Annotated in this window: 33 protein-coding genes, 2 tRNA genes and 1 other RNA gene; 5 read left to right on the top strand and 31 right to left on the bottom strand. The window is 60.1% G+C overall.

The genetic code is table 11. The annotated features are described in order from the left end of the window. Window positions 1-156: 156 nt before the first annotated feature. From BN1137_RS03740 to BN1137_RS21785, 31 genes are all read right to left on the bottom strand, one after another. A complete protein-coding gene (locus tag BN1137_RS03740; protein ID WP_050717314.1) occupies window positions 157-963 on the bottom strand; it encodes a phage head morphogenesis protein in 807 nt (268 codons plus the stop codon). Further along, window positions 956-2,524, bottom strand: a complete 1,569-nt coding sequence (locus tag BN1137_RS03745; RefSeq protein ID WP_050717315.1) for a DUF935 domain-containing protein — start codon at window positions 2,522-2,524, stop codon at window positions 956-958. Before BN1137_RS03745 ends, BN1137_RS03740 begins: the two co-directional genes overlap by 8 nt. Then, window positions 2,521-4,134, bottom strand: a complete 1,614-nt coding sequence (locus BN1137_RS03750; protein ID WP_050717316.1) for a terminase large subunit domain-containing protein — start codon at window positions 4,132-4,134, stop codon at window positions 2,521-2,523. Before BN1137_RS03750 ends, BN1137_RS03745 begins: the two co-directional genes overlap by 4 nt. Next, entirely contained in the window at window positions 4,131-4,715 is a 585-nt protein-coding gene (locus BN1137_RS03755) for a DUF3486 family protein (RefSeq protein WP_050717317.1), read from the bottom strand. The genes BN1137_RS03750 and BN1137_RS03755 overlap by 4 nt, the downstream gene beginning before the upstream one ends. A 2-nt stretch (window positions 4,716-4,717) precedes the next feature. Next, window positions 4,718-4,849 carry a hypothetical protein gene (locus BN1137_RS23020; RefSeq protein ID WP_269745108.1) on the bottom strand — a complete coding sequence of 44 codons (132 nt, stop codon included), beginning with the start codon at window positions 4,847-4,849 and terminating at the stop codon, window positions 4,718-4,720. Then, on the bottom strand, window positions 4,846-5,082 hold the full coding sequence (locus BN1137_RS03760; protein ID WP_157433615.1) for a hypothetical protein: 237 nt from the start codon (window positions 5,080-5,082) through the stop codon (window positions 4,846-4,848). The genes BN1137_RS23020 and BN1137_RS03760 overlap by 4 nt, the downstream gene beginning before the upstream one ends. 18 nt (window positions 5,083-5,100) lie before the next feature. After that, complete coding sequence (locus tag BN1137_RS03765; protein WP_050717319.1) at window positions 5,101-5,394, bottom strand: VpaChn25_0724 family phage protein; 294 nt, start codon at window positions 5,392-5,394, stop codon at window positions 5,101-5,103. 11 nt (window positions 5,395-5,405) lie between these two features. Beyond that, on the bottom strand, window positions 5,406-5,741 hold the full coding sequence (locus BN1137_RS03770) for a DUF2730 family protein (RefSeq protein ID WP_050717320.1): 336 nt from the start codon (window positions 5,739-5,741) through the stop codon (window positions 5,406-5,408). Beyond that, entirely contained in the window at window positions 5,731-5,970 is a 240-nt protein-coding gene (locus BN1137_RS03775; RefSeq protein WP_050717321.1) for a TraR/DksA C4-type zinc finger protein, read from the bottom strand. The genes BN1137_RS03770 and BN1137_RS03775 overlap by 11 nt, the downstream gene beginning before the upstream one ends. Further along, a complete protein-coding gene (locus BN1137_RS03780; RefSeq protein WP_050717322.1) occupies window positions 5,967-6,575 on the bottom strand; it encodes a hypothetical protein in 609 nt (202 codons plus the stop codon). The genes BN1137_RS03775 and BN1137_RS03780 overlap by 4 nt, the downstream gene beginning before the upstream one ends. Further along, window positions 6,563-6,865, bottom strand: a complete 303-nt coding sequence (locus BN1137_RS03785; protein ID WP_050717323.1) for a hypothetical protein — start codon at window positions 6,863-6,865, stop codon at window positions 6,563-6,565. Before BN1137_RS03785 ends, BN1137_RS03780 begins: the two co-directional genes overlap by 13 nt. A gap of 1 nt (window position 6,866) precedes the next feature. Then, window positions 6,867-7,337 (bottom strand): glycoside hydrolase family protein, encoded by a 471-nt coding sequence (locus tag BN1137_RS03790; RefSeq protein ID WP_050717324.1) that lies wholly within the window; start codon window positions 7,335-7,337, stop codon window positions 6,867-6,869. A gap of 122 nt (window positions 7,338-7,459) precedes the next feature. After that, complete coding sequence (locus BN1137_RS03795) at window positions 7,460-7,933, bottom strand: Mor transcription activator family protein (RefSeq protein ID WP_050717325.1); 474 nt, start codon at window positions 7,931-7,933, stop codon at window positions 7,460-7,462. Between the two features lie 91 nt (window positions 7,934-8,024). Next, entirely contained in the window at window positions 8,025-8,456 is a 432-nt protein-coding gene (locus tag BN1137_RS03800; protein WP_050717326.1) for a hypothetical protein, read from the bottom strand. Between the two features lies 1 nt (window position 8,457). Then, on the bottom strand, window positions 8,458-9,081 hold the full coding sequence (locus BN1137_RS03805) for a gp16 family protein (RefSeq protein ID WP_232306888.1): 624 nt from the start codon (window positions 9,079-9,081) through the stop codon (window positions 8,458-8,460). Continuing rightward, the gene (locus BN1137_RS03810; protein ID WP_050717328.1) at window positions 9,074-9,328 is read right to left on the bottom strand and encodes a hypothetical protein; all 255 of its coding nucleotides are present in this window, start codon (window positions 9,326-9,328) and stop codon (window positions 9,074-9,076) included. The genes BN1137_RS03805 and BN1137_RS03810 overlap by 8 nt, the downstream gene beginning before the upstream one ends. 217 nt (window positions 9,329-9,545) lie before the next feature. Further along, window positions 9,546-9,797 (bottom strand): hypothetical protein, encoded by a 252-nt coding sequence (locus tag BN1137_RS03815; RefSeq protein WP_050717329.1) that lies wholly within the window; start codon window positions 9,795-9,797, stop codon window positions 9,546-9,548. 40 nt (window positions 9,798-9,837) lie between these two features. Next, an RNA gene (locus tag BN1137_RS21780) (hammerhead ribozyme type II) lies at window positions 9,838-9,902 on the bottom strand. Next, entirely contained in the window at window positions 9,901-10,197 is a 297-nt protein-coding gene (locus tag BN1137_RS03820) for a hypothetical protein (RefSeq protein WP_050717330.1), read from the bottom strand. Before BN1137_RS03820 ends, BN1137_RS21780 begins: the two co-directional genes overlap by 2 nt. A gap of 10 nt (window positions 10,198-10,207) precedes the next feature. Then, window positions 10,208-10,420 (bottom strand): hypothetical protein, encoded by a 213-nt coding sequence (locus BN1137_RS03825; protein ID WP_050717331.1) that lies wholly within the window; start codon window positions 10,418-10,420, stop codon window positions 10,208-10,210. 120 nt (window positions 10,421-10,540) lie between these two features. Next, complete coding sequence (locus BN1137_RS03830; protein WP_050717332.1) at window positions 10,541-11,005, bottom strand: hypothetical protein; 465 nt, start codon at window positions 11,003-11,005, stop codon at window positions 10,541-10,543. After that, window positions 11,005-11,247 carry an ANR family transcriptional regulator gene (locus tag BN1137_RS03835; protein WP_050717333.1) on the bottom strand — a complete coding sequence of 81 codons (243 nt, stop codon included), beginning with the start codon at window positions 11,245-11,247 and terminating at the stop codon, window positions 11,005-11,007. The genes BN1137_RS03830 and BN1137_RS03835 overlap by 1 nt, the downstream gene beginning before the upstream one ends. Before the next feature lie 266 nt (window positions 11,248-11,513). Further along, the gene (locus BN1137_RS03845) at window positions 11,514-11,762 is read right to left on the bottom strand and encodes a hypothetical protein (RefSeq protein ID WP_050717334.1); all 249 of its coding nucleotides are present in this window, start codon (window positions 11,760-11,762) and stop codon (window positions 11,514-11,516) included. An 8-nt stretch (window positions 11,763-11,770) separates the two neighbouring features. Further along, complete coding sequence (locus BN1137_RS03850) at window positions 11,771-12,391, bottom strand: DUF3164 family protein (protein ID WP_050717335.1); 621 nt, start codon at window positions 12,389-12,391, stop codon at window positions 11,771-11,773. Then, window positions 12,388-12,567, bottom strand: a complete 180-nt coding sequence (locus BN1137_RS03855; protein WP_050717336.1) for a hypothetical protein — start codon at window positions 12,565-12,567, stop codon at window positions 12,388-12,390. The genes BN1137_RS03850 and BN1137_RS03855 overlap by 4 nt, the downstream gene beginning before the upstream one ends. Beyond that, complete coding sequence (locus BN1137_RS03860; RefSeq protein WP_050717337.1) at window positions 12,557-12,901, bottom strand: hypothetical protein; 345 nt, start codon at window positions 12,899-12,901, stop codon at window positions 12,557-12,559. Before BN1137_RS03860 ends, BN1137_RS03855 begins: the two co-directional genes overlap by 11 nt. Next, window positions 12,898-13,119, bottom strand: a complete 222-nt coding sequence (locus BN1137_RS03865) for a hypothetical protein (protein WP_050717338.1) — start codon at window positions 13,117-13,119, stop codon at window positions 12,898-12,900. Before BN1137_RS03865 ends, BN1137_RS03860 begins: the two co-directional genes overlap by 4 nt. After that, the gene (locus tag BN1137_RS22270; RefSeq protein ID WP_157433616.1) at window positions 13,116-13,292 is read right to left on the bottom strand and encodes a hypothetical protein; all 177 of its coding nucleotides are present in this window, start codon (window positions 13,290-13,292) and stop codon (window positions 13,116-13,118) included. Before BN1137_RS22270 ends, BN1137_RS03865 begins: the two co-directional genes overlap by 4 nt. After that, entirely contained in the window at window positions 13,292-14,230 is a 939-nt protein-coding gene (locus tag BN1137_RS03870) for an AAA family ATPase (protein WP_050717339.1), read from the bottom strand. Before BN1137_RS03870 ends, BN1137_RS22270 begins: the two co-directional genes overlap by 1 nt. Window positions 14,231-14,289: 59 nt before the next feature. Further along, complete coding sequence (locus BN1137_RS03875) at window positions 14,290-16,317, bottom strand: transposase domain-containing protein (protein WP_050717340.1); 2,028 nt, start codon at window positions 16,315-16,317, stop codon at window positions 14,290-14,292. Window positions 16,318-16,327: 10 nt separating this feature from the next. Continuing rightward, a complete protein-coding gene (locus tag BN1137_RS21785; RefSeq protein WP_157433617.1) occupies window positions 16,328-16,594 on the bottom strand; it encodes a helix-turn-helix domain-containing protein in 267 nt (88 codons plus the stop codon). 133 nt (window positions 16,595-16,727) lie between these two features. On the opposite strand from BN1137_RS21785, the gene BN1137_RS03880 reads away from it, so the two are divergent. The 5 genes from BN1137_RS03880 to BN1137_RS03900 all read left to right on the top strand — a co-directional run bounded on the left by BN1137_RS03880 (window position 16,728) and on the right by BN1137_RS03900 (window position 19,156). Beyond that, on the top strand, window positions 16,728-17,489 hold the full coding sequence (locus BN1137_RS03880) for a LexA family transcriptional regulator (RefSeq protein ID WP_050717341.1): 762 nt from the start codon (window positions 16,728-16,730) through the stop codon (window positions 17,487-17,489). A 1-nt stretch (window position 17,490) separates the two neighbouring features. After that, window positions 17,491-17,802, top strand: coding sequence for a phage head morphogenesis protein (locus tag BN1137_RS03885; protein WP_050717342.1), 312 nt, complete (start codon window positions 17,491-17,493; stop codon window positions 17,800-17,802). A 252-nt stretch (window positions 17,803-18,054) separates the two neighbouring features. Then, the gene (locus tag BN1137_RS03890; protein ID WP_157433618.1) at window positions 18,055-18,675 is read left to right on the top strand and encodes a hypothetical protein; all 621 of its coding nucleotides are present in this window, start codon (window positions 18,055-18,057) and stop codon (window positions 18,673-18,675) included. Between the two features lie 217 nt (window positions 18,676-18,892). After that, window positions 18,893-18,969, top strand: a tRNA-Met gene (locus BN1137_RS03895). A gap of 110 nt (window positions 18,970-19,079) precedes the next feature. Continuing rightward, window positions 19,080-19,156: transfer RNA gene (locus tag BN1137_RS03900), tRNA-Met, on the top strand. The last annotated feature ends 60 nt before the right edge of the window (window positions 19,157-19,216 follow it).

Consider the following 19,216-nt stretch of genomic DNA (forward strand, 5'->3'; position numbering starts at 1 on the left):
ACCGGGCATCAACAGGGTACACGGCAATCTGCAGGACGGATAGCGCGGCATGAAATGGCAGCCCTCGCCGCCACCTCACACCATCTTTAAACCATCTTTAAATCGCGTCAGATGAAGAGGCAGCACCTACAGTCATGCGCTGGTAGCCTGAAACGCTCACAGAGGCACTGAGAGCGTCTGGCGCATGGTTTGTTCCTTGGCTGCCAAGTCGGCTTGCAGGGCCTGCGGACGACTCTTGCCGGGGTTGTAGTTCCAACCTGGCTCGATCCCGTTTGGCAGGGTCTCCACTTCCCCGGTGCGGGTGTTCACCCACTCCTTGGTGCCGTTGTCTGGCGCCGTGGTGAGCGCCGCACCGCTGGCCACCATCTTGTCCCGCTCGTACTTCGAGACCTGCCTCACCCCGCAGTGGCAACCCCAGCCATTCGGCGGCATATGGCTCAACCACCAGGGATCGTCCACCGGCAGGGTGATGCCCTGCCAGCTGACATGCAGGGCCCGGTGTTCCTTGGCCGGCCCCAGCTGGTAGACCAGGTAGGGCATGGCCCGCTTGGTGCGCTCGATGCGCTGCCACTGGCCGGCGGCGCGGGCGGTGCGCATGTTGGTGCTGTAGATGGTCTTGATGCGACCTTCACTGCCGAGCTGCACCTGCTTGGTCTCTCCGGTGGTCGGGTCATCCATGGTCTGGATGCCCCACCACCCGGACTTGACCAGCAGCGGTTTGAGGATGGCCTGGAACTGGGAGAAGGTCTGCCCCTCGGCCAGCGCCTGCTCGACCAGCTGCCGCACCTCGACCAGCAGGTCGGCGTTGAGCATCTTGGCCACGGTGAAGGCGTTGGCCTGCTCCTCCTTCCAGACGTCGCGGTAGTCGAACCCGGGCTGGATGCCCTTGGCCTTGAACCAGTCGAGCGCCGCCTGGGGGGGATAGTCGGTGGTCTTGACCTCAGCCTGCTTTTTGTCAGCCATCCTGGGCATCTCCCAGGCCACGGGTGCGGAACATGTAATCGGCCATCTGCTGCACGAACGCCTCCGGCGCCAACTGCTCCTGCAGGGCCAGCAGGCCGGCATTGAATGCCTCGAAGCTGGCGGAGGTGGTGGCCAGCTCGATGATGGGGTTCATGAACTCGTCGCCGCCCAGCTCGACCCAGTCGCTCATGGCCTCGTCGGTCAGCTCGTTGATGAGCGTCTCGCTCGATTGCTGGATGCGGTTGATGGCCAGGCGCTTGCCCTGCTCGCGATTGAGCGCGACTGGCTGCACCGCCTGAATCTGCATGACACTGAGGGGCTGCATCACGATGTCGTCATCAGCCGGTTTGGCCAGGCCAAACTTGTCGCGCAGCTCGCTCTCGCTGACCTTCATGCCGCGATCGATCAGCGGCATCAGGCTCTCGACCAGCAGCTTGAGGTCTTCCGGCTCCGGCACCCGGATGCAGACGCGGGGATAGGCCTTCTGTTCACCCCAGTTGAGGATGATGAACGGTTTGACCAGGTACTCGTTGATGGTGGCTTCCAGCTGGCGGGCATCCCAGCGAGCGATGTCGAGGCGCACCTCGTCGTGCACTTCGGCCTGGGAACGGCTGCTGCCATCGTCGGTGGTCATGGTCTGACCCAGCACCGCCTTGCTGGTCTGCTCGTCGCACCAGCGCGCCATGTTCTCGAACAGGGTGTTGCCGCCGTTGCCCTTCGCCGTCTCGATCAGTTCGAGCTTCATGCTCTCGGGGATCACCGCGCCGGCGTCGGAGGCGATGCTGCCGATAGCATGCTTGAGGGTGTCGATCTGCTCGGGGGTGGCGTTGGCGCCGTACTTACCCACCCGGATGGGGATGCCGAACACCTCGGCGAAGGCCCACCAGTCGCGAATGGTGAAGCTCTTGAGCATGTACATTACGGCGCAGAGGCGGGTCAGGCCGTTGCGCCAGATGCTGCCGGACTTGGTGCGCGGCAGATGGACGATGAACTTGTAGGGCTCCAGCGGGGCGCCTTGGGGGGCATCGTCGCTGATGAGCAGGATCTCGCTCAGGGTCTCCTGGTCCGGGCGCAGGTAGCGGGGATCGACCCAGGTGTAATCCTTCGGCATCCAGGGGCGCTGGGTGGTGTCCCACAAGATCTGACACACCCCCATGCCCTTGCCTAGGCCATCGAGCAGGTCGAAGAACAGCTCAGGGATCTGGTCGCCGGTCATCAGCTTGCGCACCTCCTCGGCCAGGCGCAGGTCTTCGGCTTCTTCGCTGGCGGCCTCGACGCTGGGGGGCAGCGCCGCCACCGCCAGCTTGCGAGTACGCAGCACCGAGGCATAGTGCAGATCCCGCTCTTCGATCTCTTCGGCCAGGGTCATGTAGTCCTGGGGATTATTGCCATCCACGACCGAACGCAGCAGGCCCGCCAACCGATGGGGGGTGATGGTGCTGGCCACGCTCGCCGGGCGCGGGTTACGCACCCCGGTGACAAAGGCCTTGGCGATATCTTCGCCGAGGGCTGGCACGTCGGGTTTGATGGGGTTGCCCCGGTCATCGAGAATGCTGGTCACAGTGAGACTCCTCGGCCACGCAGGGCCTTCGTATTCGATTGCAGGTCAGCGAGTCGATTTCGCTCGTTTACATCAGTGATATATGCAGCAGGATCGGGGTGACGGTTACCAATGGTGTGCAGGGCGTACTCGACGTTCTCGGCTCGGCTGGCGAGGTAGGCGAGGAAGATGGCCACCGCCGAGTCACCGTGGCGCTTGTTGCCATCACTGCCCTGAGTGCGGCTGTCATCGATACCAGGGGTGCCCCGGTAGATCTGGATCTGCCCCAGGTCGGTGATGATGTCTTCGTGCTTGGGCAGTTCCAGCTCGTCATCTTCAAACGCCGCCTTGAAGCGCGGCATGTTGTCGCGGTAGAAGCCGACCGACAGCATCACCTGCACCACCTCCTGCCCATAGCGATAGGCCGCCTGCTCGGCCAGGTACTGGCCGTTGCCTCGGGCATCGAGCCAGATCCCGTCTCGCCGTGGCAGCCGATCGCAGACGAAATAGAGCACCTGCTCCTGCTGCTTGAACGGCACGTTCTTGAGCTCTACCAGGAACGGCACTCGGCGACGGGTATTGGGCAGCACCTGGATCGGGGCGAAATCGGTAAGGTCACCGGAGCGGGCGAAGTCTTCCCCCAGGGCGTGGCGCAGCGTTGGGTCAAGCTTGTCGAGCTCGGGCAGGACGTCAGTATTCAGCCATTCCTGCATCTCGCCCTGGCGGGCTGACTCGCTGGCGGCATTGAACTGTGCCGAGCCGGTGAAGCGCAGCACCGGGCCATCTATTCGACAGGCCCGCTCGCGCAGGCCCCGGGGCAGATAGGCACCGCCGCCGCTCTTGGGCTCGCAGAAGTATTCCTCCCGGGCGTCTTCCTCGGTGGCGGTATTGCGCAGCAGCTTGCGCAGCCACTCCTGTTCGGCACCGCGGCTCCACTCCTGCTTGGAAACCTGGCAGATGCGCTGATAGAGACCCTCGTTGATGGCGGTCTCAATATCGATGCGATGCACGCTGAACTCTTTCTTGCCGGCGCGGCTGTCCTGGATCAGGGTGTTGAACAGGTTCTCGACCCCGTTGTGGGTCGAGATGATGCGCACCTTGCTGCCCCACATGGTGAGCGCCATCGCGGCCTTGAGGATGGCGGCCAGGTCTTTATGGAAGCCCCCTTCATCGATCACCACGTTGCCCTGCATCCCCCGCAGGTTGCTGGGGTTGGAGCTGAGCGCCTTGATCTTGAAGCCGCTGGCGAAGTTGATGACGTAGACCAGGATGTCTTTGTCTTCATCGGCCAGCGCCTCTTCGCTCACTTCGCTGGCAGCGTAGTGGTAGGCCCTGGCCCACATGGCGCAGGCGTCGATAAACTCGCGGGCCATGTCCTTGGTGGTGCCGACATAGAAGGTATCGCAGCCGCCCGCCGCCGTTGACATCGAGCCATTGAGCGCGGCATCGGCGGCCTCTGCCCAGGTGAGCCCGGTACGGCGCGACTTCTCGGCAATCTTGAGGGTGGCATCATCGGCGATCCAACGCTTCTGATAGGGCAGCAGCACATCGGCAGGATTGAACTGGCCGCCGATGATGGCGGCCGCTGACTGGTTGCGCAGGGAATTTTCAGCTTGGGTGAGATGCTTCATCGCGCAATCCCCAGGATCTGGCGCCGGATATCGGCGGCGGTCTCAGCCGTCAGACCGGCTTGCTTCACGATGGTCTCGGCCTTGTCGGCGACCTCGGCGGCGAACGCGGCGCGGATCTCCTTCTCGACCTTGTGGCTGGTCATGGCCGCCTGCTCCACCCGCTGGATCACTAGGGCGAGTTGGCCCAGGGATTTGGGGTCGATCATCTTGCCCTCTTCGCCGTCGCTGGCATCCATCATCTTCATGGAGGTCTCGAACGCCATGGTGCGCACGAACTCCTGCAGCAGCTTGCCCACCTCTGAGGTGGGGGCCTGGCCAAGTTTGGATGTCCAGACCTCGGCGGTGGCGCGCGCCTCGGCCATGCGACTACCGGCCAGCTCCATGCGTTTGAAGTAGCGGTTCAAACCAGTCCGACTGATCTGATCTTCCTGCGGCAAGCCGGCTTCCCGGATCAGCTGGTTTATCTCTTCCAGGATGGCTTTCTGCGACATGGAGTCAGAGCGCAACATGGTCGCCAGCTGGCTGCGAATATCGTCAGGCAGCTGCTGGATCTTGCTTTTGGTGTTTTTCTTCTTGGACATGACTACCCCAGCAGCTTGTCAACGAGCGGGGCCGCACAGCCCCACAGTGCATAGACCGGATCGCCGACAACAGGCAGGGCCAGCAGGTAGCCCATGGCCATCATGGCGGCGACATCCAGCAGGCGGGATTTCATGCGTGGCCCAGCCGACGAGCACGGCGGCCGGCACGCTTGGCCATGGCCTGACGCTGGGCCCGTTTGACCGATGGTCGCCCACCATTGAAAGCGGGGCGGTAGCGGCTGGCACGCTGCACCTGCCGGATGACTTTCTCGATGGGGGTGTTGGTGTCGTAATTGGGTAAGTCACGGTTCATCAAGATACCTATGCCACTCAGTACCAGTCCCATCAGGGCATGTTTCATACTCATCATCAGCTCCTTCATGGCTTACTCCGGGCGCGGTTTCTTCACGCCATCTACCACCGATTGCCCGGTGGCCACGTCATCACCCCGGCCGGTCAGTTTGGCCACCAAGGTTTCGCCAACCTTGATGATGCTGATCAGCCCTTGCTCTTCCAGCCAGCGCATGTGGGTACGCACCGCATCGCGGCTGATGTTGTGGCCGTAGGTTTCCAGGCACGAATCCAGGATCGATTCGTTGGCCGAGTAACCGGTCATCTCGCGCAGACTACGCAACATCACCAGCCGTTGGTCGGCGGTGACCATCTCTTTGAAGCTCATATATCCCCCGTTTATTTGTCTTTCATTTGCTGTTCGAGTAGCAGCTGAACGAGGTGATTGACTGATGTCAGCTTCTCGGTCAGGGCTTTCATACATCCCCTGTTTTCAGCCATTTCAAGGCGTAGGGCGGTGACCTCTTCTTGGGTCGGAAGAGCTTCAACGCGGGTTTCGAGGCCAGTGACGCGATGACTTAATTCGTCCATACCTGACTCCACTTTCTTCAAGTCCTCGCGGCGGGCGAAGGTTTTGCTCAGCCATAGCGAGATGACAGTCGCGATCAATGCTGCCAATCCGCTGATGATGTAGCTCACAATTCCCCACCACTTCGGGATCCAGTCAAACTCCATAGCGATGTCTCCCCGCTATCTCTACACGGCACTGGCATGGCACACAGCGCACCGCGTCAGGCTCTGCTTGCAGTCGCGCCAGGGCGATCTGCTCCCCACAAGTCAGGCAGAAGCGGTTGCCGCGTTCGTCCTGGTCTGGTTGTTCCTTGCGGCGGCCCACCACCTTGGTGATGGCTCGCTCGCGATTCTCTTGTTCTTGTTGTTGTGCACGGTCAAACAGGTCGGTCATTTGCCCCTCGTCAGCAGTTTGGAGACGGCGCCGGTCACGGCGGTTTGCACCTTCTGGCCACTGCTCTTGGGATGCGGGGCGAAGCCGTCCAGGGTGCGCAGGCCGAGATAGGCCCAGGCCGGGGTGCTGAGCATGGCCACCATGCTGAGATCGGCGCCCTCGCCATAGCCGGCCACCTTGAGCCCTTCGAAGGCGATCACGTAGAAGGCGGTGACGTACCAGGACTGGCGGGCCATCAGCGGCCGGGTGTTGCGCACATAGGTGTCGGTGGCGGCGTCGCCGCTGCGGATGGTCTCTTGGGTTTCGTGCTGCTCGGATTGGCGGTCCTGCAGTTCTAGTTCCTGGCGGCGGGTCTGCTCCTTCTCCATCTCGTTCCTGAGCTTCTGCAGCTCGACCAGGGCGGTCGGATCGGTGATGCGGCCGAGCTGTTCTTCGATGTAGGCCTGCTGCTGGGCGGCAGTCAGGTTGATGCCGGATACCTGTTCGACAATATCGGCGACCTTGTCGGCGGTCTTGCTGCCGCCAAACATGCCGGCGATACCACGGATCAACGCCGGGCCCTGCTGCACGGCAAGCGCGGCCAGGGCGGGGATTAACGGAAGCATGGGATGTCCTTATTGAAGAGGGCGCGCAGGCGAGCGCAGTGCGCTGCGGCCTTGTCGTTGTCAGTGGTGAGGATGTTGAAACGGTGCTGATTGCGGGCTTCATACACTTCGGCAGCGGTGACCAAGTGCCAGCCTTTGGCGAACTGGGATTGCAGGGTGCCGTCGTGACTATGGAGCGGCACGGCGCGATCCACCTCGCTCTCGGCAATGCCTTGCTTGGCGGCTTCGTGCTCGCGGGTCAGCCGCTTGGCGCGGCCCTGGGCAAAGCTCCACATCGCGTTACGGCCCATGTCAGGCACCGTATTCCGGGGACCAGAGGCCGGAGCGCATCTGCTCGGCATGGCGCTTTGCCCGATTGGGCGTCTGCTTGGCCCAGCGGCTATTGAGCATGCCGGCGGCCGCATCGTTCCAACGGCGCTCGATCACCGCCTGCAGGGTGGTTTTGAAAGCAGCCAGCCCCTTGACGCCCATCTGGTAGGCCATCGACTGCAGCACGGCCATACGGGCTGGATCGCGCTCGCAGGTTTGCATTGCCATGGCCAGCTTGGGATCGCGGCGCATGTCCATTTCCAGACCGGATAGGATGGTATCAAGCCAGGCTTCACCAGCCCGCACCGGCAGGTTGAACTGATAGAGGTTGATATCGGCACCCTTGGGCCCGATGCGAAAACCAAAACCGACGGTGGGGTAACCCTCTGTGCATAGGTATGGCTTATTGCGCCAGCCCTCTTCTATTCGGATAAGGGCATAGATGGAAGACATGACACACCTGGATAGGTAGGGGATTTAATCCAGTGTGCTTTTTATAAAGCCCATTGCTGTACTGACGGACTTCATAAAGAAGCGGCCACTTGGGCCGCTTATTTCGTGATACTTATTACTGGTTAATAGGCTCTGCCATTTCGCCGACCCTGACCATCAGCCACCGGGTCGAGACCAGTAAACATATCGCCCTGGATCTTTCGCATTTCAGAGCGGCGCATCTTTGCCAGCACGAATTGAATTTCACGGGTAGATACCCCGAATTTTCGCGACAGCTCGAATACGTTATTACCGGTGAACTCCTTCCATATTTGAATGGAGCGCAGCACCGTAGCCAGGGTCTTGCCGTTCGGCACATAGAAGGGGGCGCCCCCGAAGGTGCGGCAGAACTCTGAGAGCATGATGAAGGGCAGCATCTTGTCGTCGCCATGCTTTTCCACCACTGCCTCGATGGTGTCGAACATGCTGCGCAACTGCTCGCTCCAGCCCGGGGCCGTTTCATCGCTCAGCATGCGATAGGTCTCTGGATCAATGGCGTCCAGGTCAACGCCGATGCCAAACAGCTCGATGGTCTGCTTGTCGTGTGTCTGTTTCATATCGCCTCCGAACGCCAGATAAAACAACACCCAGCATGGCTGGGTGTCATCATGATAACGCAGTGGATCTGGGCGCCCAATTCTGGGCTAGTCACAGTTTGATCAGGTAATAGTCCTGCATCTTCTCCTTGATGCCGCACCAGTCAAGGCTGGCCTGTTTGGCAAAGACCATCAGCTCACGCGGGCCGTCATCACGCAGATAGAAGTGGTGGGCTTCGGCCCGGCCGTCAACGGCCTGGAAATAGAAGTCGCTCTGCCAGCCCAGCTTCTCGTTGCGCCAGAACAGCGCCTCGCCCTGTTCATGTTTTACAACCACCGACTTGGCTTTGAGTATGGCTGGGCAATGGGCCGCCAGTGCTGTGAAGCTGGCTTTCACCTGGTCGGTGCGGTCAACGCCGTCATTGACCCCCTGTATGCTGATGTCGACTTGTTGCTTGGCGGGCATGGCCAGATAAGCCACTCCGCCACCAACTAGCGCTATCACACCCAGCACTGCCAAACCAAAACCGTTTATCTTTGCCACCTCAACTCTCCTTGCTCTGCAATTCACTCACCGGCTTGCTGCCATCGACTACCATCCGACCGCCTGCGCGCCAGCCTGGGGTTTCGTACACCTCCCGCACCAGGTCATAGCCCGGCATGGCATTGACTCGGTGGGAGTTGCTTTCCGGCATGATATCACCCCGGTTCAATATGGCATCGGTCATCAACCGGATATGCCACTTCTTGAGCGCTTCCAGCACCCGCTCGGCCTGCACCGACGTCAGCCACTCCGCCCGATTGATACCCACACCGCCGTTGGCATTGGCCGTCATCCGGCGGATAAAGCTGCCCAGGGCATCCTCGGATCCGTCGTGCAGCAGGCCATCCTGCGACATGGTGATCCAGACTGCCCGCAGCTTGCGCACCTCAGGGGCTTGCACATGGGCAGTGCTGGGGGGGGAGCGGTGACTGGTTGCGCTGACCTTCACCTTGAACCCCAATCCCTTCATCGCCTTCACCACGGCCTCCAGCTGGGCGGCCTTGAGATCCTTGGCCGAGCGGGCGCCGGTGACCGACTCCAGCAGGGCGCGATAGTCCTCTTCATCCAGGCTCAGCTCGCGGCGGCCGACTTGCACCAGCTTGAGCAGGCGTTTGGCATCATTCATCATATTGCTCCTTATCCGCCTCGCTTTCTGACAGCGCGGCGACATAAATCTTGTTGGTCTTCGGCGGCGTGCCTTCGCGCCAGCGGGGCACTGTGCGATCCAGCCAGGCCATGGCCTTCTGGTCATCTTCGGCCTTGGCCGCCTTCACGGCGGCCCGGCTCATCCCCTTATGCTGGCGGGTGACCATGCCGGGCATATTGGCCTTGACGTAATCCACCTGACGGCGTTGATAGGCGGTCAACTTCATGCGGCCTTACCCTCCTTCCTGGTCCTGGCTACTTCGGATTCACAGGCTTTGCAGTAGTGCTGCAGGCCATCACAGGATTTTGGGCTGTTCCACACCGACCAGAACACGGTGTCTTGCGGCCAATACTCCTGGCAGCGGGAGCACAGTTTTTCCAGTCCCACCAATGGATCGAGCCGCGCTTTACCAGAGGCCAGCCGCTTCTCCAACAAACCAGGTTTCATCGGTGGGGTGTATTCACCGTGCATGGCGTTGCCCTCTGTTCGCGCTGGGTGAGCTGGTACAGCTCGGCCCGCAGTTCCTCTTCATAGCGCTGGGCTTCTGCCGCCAGCGCCATGGCCCCGTGTTCATTCGCCCTGGTTGCGAAGGCCGCGTACCGTCGCATGGCCATGAGCTTTTGCAGATAGCTGTTGGCGGTACACGCATCCCCGCACAGCTTGGTTAATTCGATACTCAACTCACCGTTTGTCATTCTCGTTTCCTTATCTAGTGGAACGGTCATGACCGGGCCCGGTCGGCTGCTCATCAGTACCCAGCCACCACGCTGGGTAGACGGGGGCAAGCCCCCGTTTCGCTTATTGTTCTGGCGCCGAGTACCCGACGGTGACGCTGGCGATCGGTGTCTTGTTGACGGTAATGGTGGAGGTGACCTCAGCCTTTCCGTCATCCATCCAGACCATTTGCTCCTGGAGCGCATCGATCATTTGCTGACGGCCATCCTCGCCCAGTACAGACGTAGCCATATCGATGACAGCCTTTTGCTGGCTAATGGCCGCGCGCAAATCTGCGAAGAAAGCATCGAGCTTGTCATCCGGGATCTTGACCGCGATGTCCTTGATGGTGGTGATGGTGTAGCTATTAGGGTTTTCCATTTCAGATCCCTTACTTGGTCAGGCGCTTGCGCGCCTTGTTGACGATGGCGGCCAGCATGGCCAGCCTGGATTTCTGGCCCTCGGTGTTGCCGTACTGGTTGATGAAGTCGATGGCCAGTTGCGCATCGGCCAGCGCCTGTTGCGGGTTGCTCTGCAGGTGGCACTCCATTGTGCTTTTGGCATCGGCCACGCTGGTGTTGAGCAGGGCTTTCACGTTTTCCATATCGGGTACCTCAGTGGACCAGGAACAGGCCGGTGAACAGACCGGCAACGAAGGCCCCATAGAACAGGGCCATCACATTGACCAGCAGCCAGAAGGCGCCTTCGGTGCTGACTTCAAAGCTCATGCGGTCACCTCTTTCAGTTCGCTGACCAGCTCCAGCCCGTCAATCTTCTTGAACTGGCGCACCAGGGCGGTGCTGCTGCCGAAGTAGGGTATAAGGTAGGTCCACCCTGCTTTTTCTGGGGCTTCGCCAAACATCTCCTTCATGCGCTTGGCGCCAAGACGGCGTTTATGCTTGGCCATGGTTTCAAGTTGCTTTTTGCTATACATGGCCTTGAACTTGTGGAAGAAAACCTGCTTTACCACCTGGTTCATAAACTCGTCTGCTGGGTCTATCTCACTCAGTTCTTTGGCCCATTCTGACTTGATGACTTCATCGATATACACCGCCAGCACGGTGGTGCTTTCGCTCTTGCGGGCACGGGTGATGTAGATCTCGTGGCCGTGCAGCTTGAATTTGACCTGCACCCAACTGCCTTTCAGCTCGGCCTCTATGGCCTGCCACTGCTCCTTGCTGATAGTCATCATGCCTCCCGCTTGCCGAAACGGTGGATGCAGGTCATGCACAGGTCTGCACGCACGGTGGCCCACTGGCGATTGAGGACGTTCTTGGCGGCCTTGCGGGCCATGGTCCACAGGTCGAGCGCGGTGATGTAACGCCCTTCGCGTTCGAACTCGGCGGCGCGGGTGGCCAGCGCCATGTAGCCGTTGGGCTTGTTTTCGATTTGGCGGGTGAGTTGGTCACCCTTCAAAGCCGCATTAATCATGGTGTAACTCCTGTTCGTATTCGGTTTGGTGCTTGTCATAGACGGTGACGATTGAGCCGTTTTTCAGAATGAAATAGGCATGGTCACATTCGAGGATCCGGCGCGGGTTCCATCCCGCCTCGCGCTGCCGGATCCGCCGCAGCTGTCGTTTGCTTGGGCGCCAAGCCCGTTACAGGGCGCCCAGCATGTCCAGTTCGCTGCGGCCGGTACGTTGCACCCAACGCTCGACGGCGTGGCGGGTGACGTACAGCGGGCCATAACGGGTTTCAAACTCCATCGTCTATCCCGACAAGCCCCATTCCTTCGGTTATGTCCGCCAGTTCTTGTTTGCAGACGGGCCACTCGTCGGGGTTGTATGGCGGGTTATCGAGCAGCCCGCACATCCAGCCGAGGGCATCCCGCACACCTTGCTCGTAGGTGCCATCTTCAAACTCGGTGCCCTGGTCTTCGCTCTTCCACGCCAGCAACTGGGCCAGCGCCAACTGCTTGATCACTTCGGGGGTCAGGTTCTTCATGGCGGGCCTCACAGCTTCGACCAGTCGATGACGATGGCCTTGTAGGCCCCGGTGCCGGTCTTCTCGTAAAACCGGATGTATTCGGCCTTGCCGACCACGGTGATGGCGTCGGCGATGGCCTTCATGGCCTCCTGCCACTCGGCATCCTTGATGTCGAGCTTGCGCAGGCTGAGCACCTGGTTGACGTCCACATGGCCGCCCTTGTTGACGCGGAAGGCGTGATCCACCAGGGCGCGGATCTCATTGCTGCTGCCCTCGCTCCAGCGGCCGATGCAGCCGTCGATCAAGGTCTTGGCGGTCTGCAAGCGCTCGTCGAATTTGCGGTGCTCGCCGATGGCTCGCACCACCTGGAAGCGGCCATCAAAACTGGTGAGGGTGACGTTACCCTTGGTGCCGCCGTACTGCACGCCGTACTCGGCGGCCGACAGATCCATGAAGGCTTCTATCTCATGGGCGATGCTGGCCTTGCGGGCCAGCAGACGCAGCTGCTCTTCGTGCGCCTCGTTGCACAGGCGGGTCACCAGGTCATCGCGCAGCAGGTCGAGCGGGGCAATCAGGGACTCCGGTACGAAGTGGCCCAGGGCGTTCTTGCGCAGTTGTTCGGTCTTGTTTTCGGTGGCGATAGTCATTGTTGTTGGTCCTTATCTATTTCTGCTTTCGGTGCATTAAGTGCGTTCTCGGCATCAGCTATCGTCTTTTTGCTGAATCGCCATGCCTCTGCCGGGTAGTCCTGACAGACGTTCGTTACTTCGGAGAGCAGCGCTTCCAGCGCTGATTCCAAAAGGCTTTCTCGGCTAGGTTTCATCGTCTTGTTCCTCAGCCGGGAAACCGGCGGCGCGGTGGTGCAGGTACTCGACGGCGGTCATGTTGCCGGTCAGCTCGAAGTCGTCCTGCTCGGGTTCGTCATGCCAGTGGACAATGCAGCCGCCGAGGCGGGCGACGTAGGCGCGGCGGCGCAGGCCATCCACCTGCTCTTTCAGCTCGATGGCCCCTTGTTTCAGCTCGGGGCTGGGATAGGCAATTTCGATCATGGGGCGCACCTGGGCGGCCTTGACGGCCAGCACTTGGCAGCCGTTCTTGCGCAGGTTGGCGATGACACGCTGGGCGATGACGCCGATGCTGTTGGTGCGAATGTTCATGCGTTCTCTCCTTGTGAATCACGGGCCAGCGGCGCCCAGAACAGGTGCAGCTGGTCTTCGTCGTAGGGCTGTGCCCATCCCGCGTCGGCCTGGATCACGACTTCTCCATCACAGCGGCTCACCTCGCGGCCTTTGCTGCCATTCAGCAGGTGGACGTGGGTCCAGTTCTGTTCGGTATGAACGCCGTAGAAGGTCGTCGGTTGGGGGTTAGCGTTCATACGTCGTCATCCTCTTGGTCCAGCTGGATGTCCTTGACCGATGCCGCCACAATCAGCATCACCTTGATTGCATGAACGACATCCTCCTCGGTCTCACAACCACACTCATTGATGAAGTCAGTCAGGTGTTCTTTGGCCAGATCGATCAGTTCTTTATCGCGTTGCTTATCCATCACTCCCCCTCCAGCTCGTTAAAGGCCACCCGCAGCACCTGCTCGTTGAGCGGTTCGCCGCCGGAGTACATCACCGCCAGCTTGAGCACCTTGCTGACCAGGCGCAGGGCACCGGGGCGATCGCTGATCTGCAGCAGCAGGGCGCGCTCGGCATCGCCGGTCACGTTCCAGGCATCGGCCACCGCCATCACGTCGGTCTTCTTGGCTTTGGTCAGGGCGCGCTTCTTGGCGACGCGGGAGTAAAGGCGGGCGAAATCTTCGGAGCGGTGGCCGCCGGTCAGCTGGGTGTAAACCCGGCTATTGCCGACCAGCACCATGCCGACCTCGACCTCTTCCACCAGGATGCGCAGCTCTTCGAGCACGTCGCGGCCGAGGTGGTCGGCTTCATCCACCACGATCAGGCCTTTGGTGGAGAGCAGGCGACGGCGCAGGGCGCGGGCCAGTGAGCCACGCTGGCGCGGGGCGTTCTCCATGCCCAGCTCCATGGCCAGCTCGTAGAGGCATTCGGTCAGGGTGCTGCGGGTCGGGCTGGCGGTGACCATCCACACGTTGTTGTTGTTGCGCTGGAAGTGGCGCAGGGCGGTGGTCTTGCCCACGCCAGAGGCGCCGTGGTCGATGACGATGCTCTGGGTCATCTGGGCATAGGTCATGTCGGCGATGATCTGCTTGGCCGTTTCGGTCATCACAAAGCCGGGATCGCGGGGGGCGTCGGCACGCTGGTCACGGGCGGTCAGCCAGTTGGCCAGCTTCTGCAGCATGGCAGTGGGGTCTGCCTTGTAATTGCCGTTCAGCAACTGGTTGACGGTAGAGCCGGAAACACCGATCTCTTTGGCGATCTGCGCCTGGGTGACGGTGCTCTGTTCCAGCAGGGCCTTGACCCGGGCGATCACGTCACTGCCGGTGTTGTTGTTCTGGTCTAAAGTGACTACGTTTGACATGTCAGTTACTCCTTTTCAGGCGGCCCGCAAGGCCGCTTTTTTCTTGGTTTAAATGCCGGTTAAAGGCTGTTTCTCTTCATCTGCTCGGCCATCAGCGCGACGCTCGCCTGATAGCGGGCCTCGTAGTCGATGACGGGAGCGGGTTCGGTCTGGGGTTGGCTGGCAATCAGGGGCGCGGGCTGCACGGCGAGCGCGGCATTGCCGAGCGCGACCGGGCGCACCATCTCCACCACCTTGGTTTCGGGGGCCGGCTCGTCGCTGATGCTGGGCAGCAGGGCGGCGGCTTCGAGCGCCGACATACCTTGCTGGGCCTGGGCGGCAGCCTTGTTGGCTTTGACGAACTGGGTGCGCTTGCGCTTGTGCTCGCGGGCCTGCTGGGTATCGCCGAAGGCGACCTTCTCCAGGCACTCCGCTTCGCAGATGGTTTGACCATGCAGGGTGGTGACGAGCACCGCCTCGTGCAGGCGCTGCGGGTCGAACCGGGCCACCACTTTCTGCCCGGCGTACTCGGCCAGATCGGCGTGGTAGTAACGGTTGCTGCGACTGGCGATGGCGCCGCCCGATTCCAGCTTGATGGTGCCGTGATCGCTGACGCGGGTGGCCTCGGCCTGCAGCATCATCATCATCAGCTGCTCGCGGCTGGCCTTGCGGATCGCGGCCTGGGCATAGCTCTGCTCGAAGGCTTGGTCGAAACTCATCACCCCACGGCAGGCTTCGGTCTGGCGGCCCAGTTTGGCGTTGTAGAGGGCGACCCCTTCGGCCACGACGCTCAGGAACTCGGCTGCGCTCACTGCCCGGTCACCATAATTGTCCGGCTTGGCCATGGGGTTGGGGCCGGTGTAGCAGCCAGCCAGTGCCGGGTGCTTGTCGATGATCTCGTCCAGCCCGCCCACGCCGAAGGCGCGCTCAATCGGCTTGGCCTGGCCGTGGCCCTTGCCCAGCAGCACGCTGGACCAGTGCAGCTTGATGCCGAGCTGGGGGATCAAGCCGAGCGGGTCGTCTGGCTTGACCTTGAAGCGGTAGCGGTTAGGCACACCCCCGGTCATCCATTTGTTGGCGGCGGCGCGGGTGTTATCGATGGTGATCTCGCGCGGGATACCGAACGAGCTGCAGACGTCCATCAGGGACAGGCGGATGCTGTCGGTGTTCTCGCTCAGGTCAGTGCGCCAGCCCACGATCTTGCGGCTGTAGATGTCCTGCCAGAACCAGGTCTTGGGGCGCAGTATTTCGCCGTTGAACCAGCGCACGAACACGTTGTGCAAGTAACCGTCGCCGTTGATCCATTCCATGGCGTCCAGCCCTTCGATGGTGCGCTCCTGAGGGGGGTAGAGCTGCATCAGCGCGTGCTCACCTTGGCGCAGCATCACCTGCTGGGCGTGGGGCACTTCCAGATCCAGCCGGCGCATCAAGCTGTTCAGGCTTGGCACGGCCCATCCCTGATCGCGGGCGGCCAGCTTCAACCGCTCGTAACAGGCAGCAGCGGTCGGCTGCTCGCGGCGCAGGTAGTCGGCTTTGAAGAAATCCCAGGCGGATTCGCTCACCGGAGACAGACGGGCGGCGCGCGTCTCAGTGGCGACTTGCTGCTGCTTGGGCACCAGCACCGCCAGCCAGTCGCTCTCCTCGAACCCTTTCACCGCGGCGCAGTAGCGGCGCAGGGTCGGCAGGGCGACATCGAACTCGGTGGCGATGTGCTGGTAGGACTCCATCAGGGTGCTGCCGTTCGCCACCAGGGCATGCACGGCCTGCACCGCTTTCAGGCGATCCTTGGCTTTTTCGTGCGCCTTGGTGTTGGCCTTGCCCCAGTTGGCCCACAGCTGCTCTTTGCAGTAGCGCGGCGCCTGGGGTTTCGGCAGATCCAGCGTCATACCGCCGACCACCACCTTGCCAGACTTGCGCAACAGGGCGGCTTGGACGACCGGCGGCAGGATGCTGATGTGGTATTCAGTGGCTTTGCTGCCTTCGCGTTGACGGGATTTGTCAGCAGAAAACTCAGAAAGCTTTTTCAGGCTTTTGAGCATTCCTCTGGCGGTGCTTGGCATACCAGGCAGTGAAGCCTCTGCCAATTCAGGTGCAATGAACCAATCCATTTCCGCCTCCTCAGCTTGCTTGCTGCAACTGTGAATAGCGGGTTGGCCATATATCTTTCGGCTCTAATCCCAAAGCATCGGCAATGATCCTTTCACCTTTCGGCCAAGGAGCTCGGAGAGCATTGGCAAGTGTGCCGGCGGCTAAACCGCTGTCTCTGCTCAGAGCAGTGATGCTCATGCCACGTTTTTTGAGAGCTGCAATGACATCTGCGCGATGCCAATCAGAAATCCCTGTTCCTATTTCTGGGCTAATCAGTGAAGATTTGGCATTATTCATTTTATTAAACCAACTCAGTTACCAACATTGGTGACAATTGTTGATCAACAAAAGGAACAGATCAAGGTGTTTCAGTTCCTTTTCGTAAAATTATTTAAGAATACCAAGCATGGGATAAACAGGAATATGAACAATGACTTACGATGAAAAGGAACCAACAGAAGGAAAAGGGAACTCAGTTCCATTGCATGGAACTGGAAAAGGAACTGGTTTTGCCGAACGGCTGCAACAGCTGGTTGGAGTTGGGAACGGCAGGAAGTTCAGCCGGGAGACTGGCATTTCTTATTCGAAGTTGCACAACTACCTGAGCGGGGTCAGCTTACCAACGCTGGATTCCCTGGTGACGTTGGCTGATGCGACAGGGGCGAGCATCGAATGGCTGGCAACTGGCAGAGGCCAGATGAAAACTGATGAACAGCAGCTATGTGAGATGCCAGCAAATTACTTAGTGCGTGGCATAGGGCAGGCATTTGATGAGTTTGCCCTTATCCCTGGGTATCGAGTGCAAGTATCTGCAGGCCATGGAGCATTAACGCAGGGGGAGCAGGAACCCTCTCGTTACCTGGCCTTTCGCCGTAAATGGCTGAGATGGAGAGGCTTTGACGAGAAAGATTTGGCGATCGTCTGGAGCAAAGGCGACAGCATGGAGCCAACCATCAGCAATAACGACACCCTGGTGGTGCACCTGGGCAGAACGCGCCCAGTTGATGGTCATATCTACGTGGTGCGCAATGATGACCAGCTCTGGGTCAAGCGCCTGCAGGTGCTGCCGCACGCCTGGCTGCTCATCAGTGATAACTCGCTGTACAAAGAGATCGAGGTACCGAAGGACGAGCAGCACACCTTCGAAGTGATCGGACAGGTCGTCCACATCTCCCACGATGTAGGAGAGTGAGATGAACATCCGTGTTGAGAGGGCGGCCGCCCAGTGGCAGCGCATCCAGCGTACTAAGCGGGCCATGCCCTACTTGCTATATCAGCTTGGACCTAGCCGTGTACCCTGCCATCCTCAGTGGGATGGCGTGCTGCTGCCCGTAGATGACCCATGGTGGAGAACCCATTTCCCGCCCAATAGCGATGAATGCAAGTGCCATGTGCGGCAGATCTCAAAGCATGAGCACCAGAAGCTACTGGCATCAGGCAAGGCGAAGACCAGCGCTGCTGACGATGGCATCGAGCCTGGCTGGGATTTTAAGCTTGGTCTTTAAAGCCGGTTTAAAGCCGGCTTCACGAAATCGACAGTGATCAATTCACTCGCGATTTTTCGCCGCTCTAGGATCCATTGATCATTTCGTGGATCTCCCACAACTAACACGGCCTGCAGAGTTCTGATTTCTCTACAGGCCGCGCCACTTCTGGTTTTCCGATCCCACTCATTCCCTCAAGATCCCACTTATTCCCTAGCCATTCCCAGTGATCAATTCAATAGGTTCTATACACTGGCGGACGATCCGACCAAGGTGGTGACCCAGCTGGGGGCCAGCTACACGGATCAGGTCAAGGTCTCGGGTTCGATAGGCATGGGGCCGGTCAGCAAACTCAATGCCTCCACCAACAAGGATGCCAGCGAGTGGCGGCTGGGAGGCTCCTGGCTGTTTGATTTTGGCATCGTCAACTTCAACTTCAGCAAGAAGCAGTTCGACCATGATGCGAACCAGACCAGCTACAACATCGGCACCTTCATCCCCCTGAGCGCCTTTGGCTTTGCCCCCGCCGGTTGGCAGATCTTTCCCATGGCGGGGGCCAGCTATAACGATGGTGACATCGCCTGCGAAGTGGGTAGCCAGGGCTGCGGTGATGTGGATATCGACACCGACTCGGCCTTTGTGCTGATGCCCAATACGAGCAAGGGGGGCTATCTAGGGGTCTTTACCCTCAAACCCCTCTCACCTGCCTGGACCCTGATCGCCTTTGGGGTTGGCTCGGCGGGCTCGGATGATTACCACGGCTACTCTGCCGGCCTCGGCATGGGCTACAAGTTCACCAAGCGCCAATCCATCAGCACCTATGCCCACCTCTCCGACAACAGCTATGGCGAGGATCAACAGCTGGGGATCGCCTATCGCTACCAGTTCAACTGAACGGGGGCGGGATCTGCACCTATATAGAAAGAGGGCAGGCCGGTGGGCCACGGTCGTGTACGGTCGAATTCTTCCAGCACAATGTTCTTAACTGCATAAAAACAAAGCGGTTTGTCCGGCAAAGCAGCAGATTGCGGCGATATAGTACACACGCTCAACTTTTTCAAGATTTTTGCTTGCAATATTTGCGATGGAGCCTATTATTGGCGACCTCAGACGCGGGGTGGAGCAGCTCGGTAGCTCGTCGGGCTCATAACCCGAAGGTCGTCAGTTCAAATCTGGCCCCCGCAACCAACTGTTTGTGTGTATGGCACGGCTCTGCCGCTGCGATACTGCGAAGACACAAGCTGCTACTGCTCGGCAGGCTTGTGGTGAAAAGTCCTGGCAACAGGCAACAATTCGGACGCGGGGTGGAGCAGCTCGGTAGCTCGTCGGGCTCATAACCCGAAGGTCGTCAGTTCAAATCTGGCCCCCGCAACCAACTATTTGTGTGTATGGCACGGCATCTGCCGCTGCGATACTGCGAAGACACAAGCTGCTA

The sequence above is a fragment of the Aeromonas tecta genome, assembly GCF_000820185.1.
GTDB lineage: Bacteria > Pseudomonadota > Gammaproteobacteria > Enterobacterales > Aeromonadaceae > Aeromonas > Aeromonas tecta.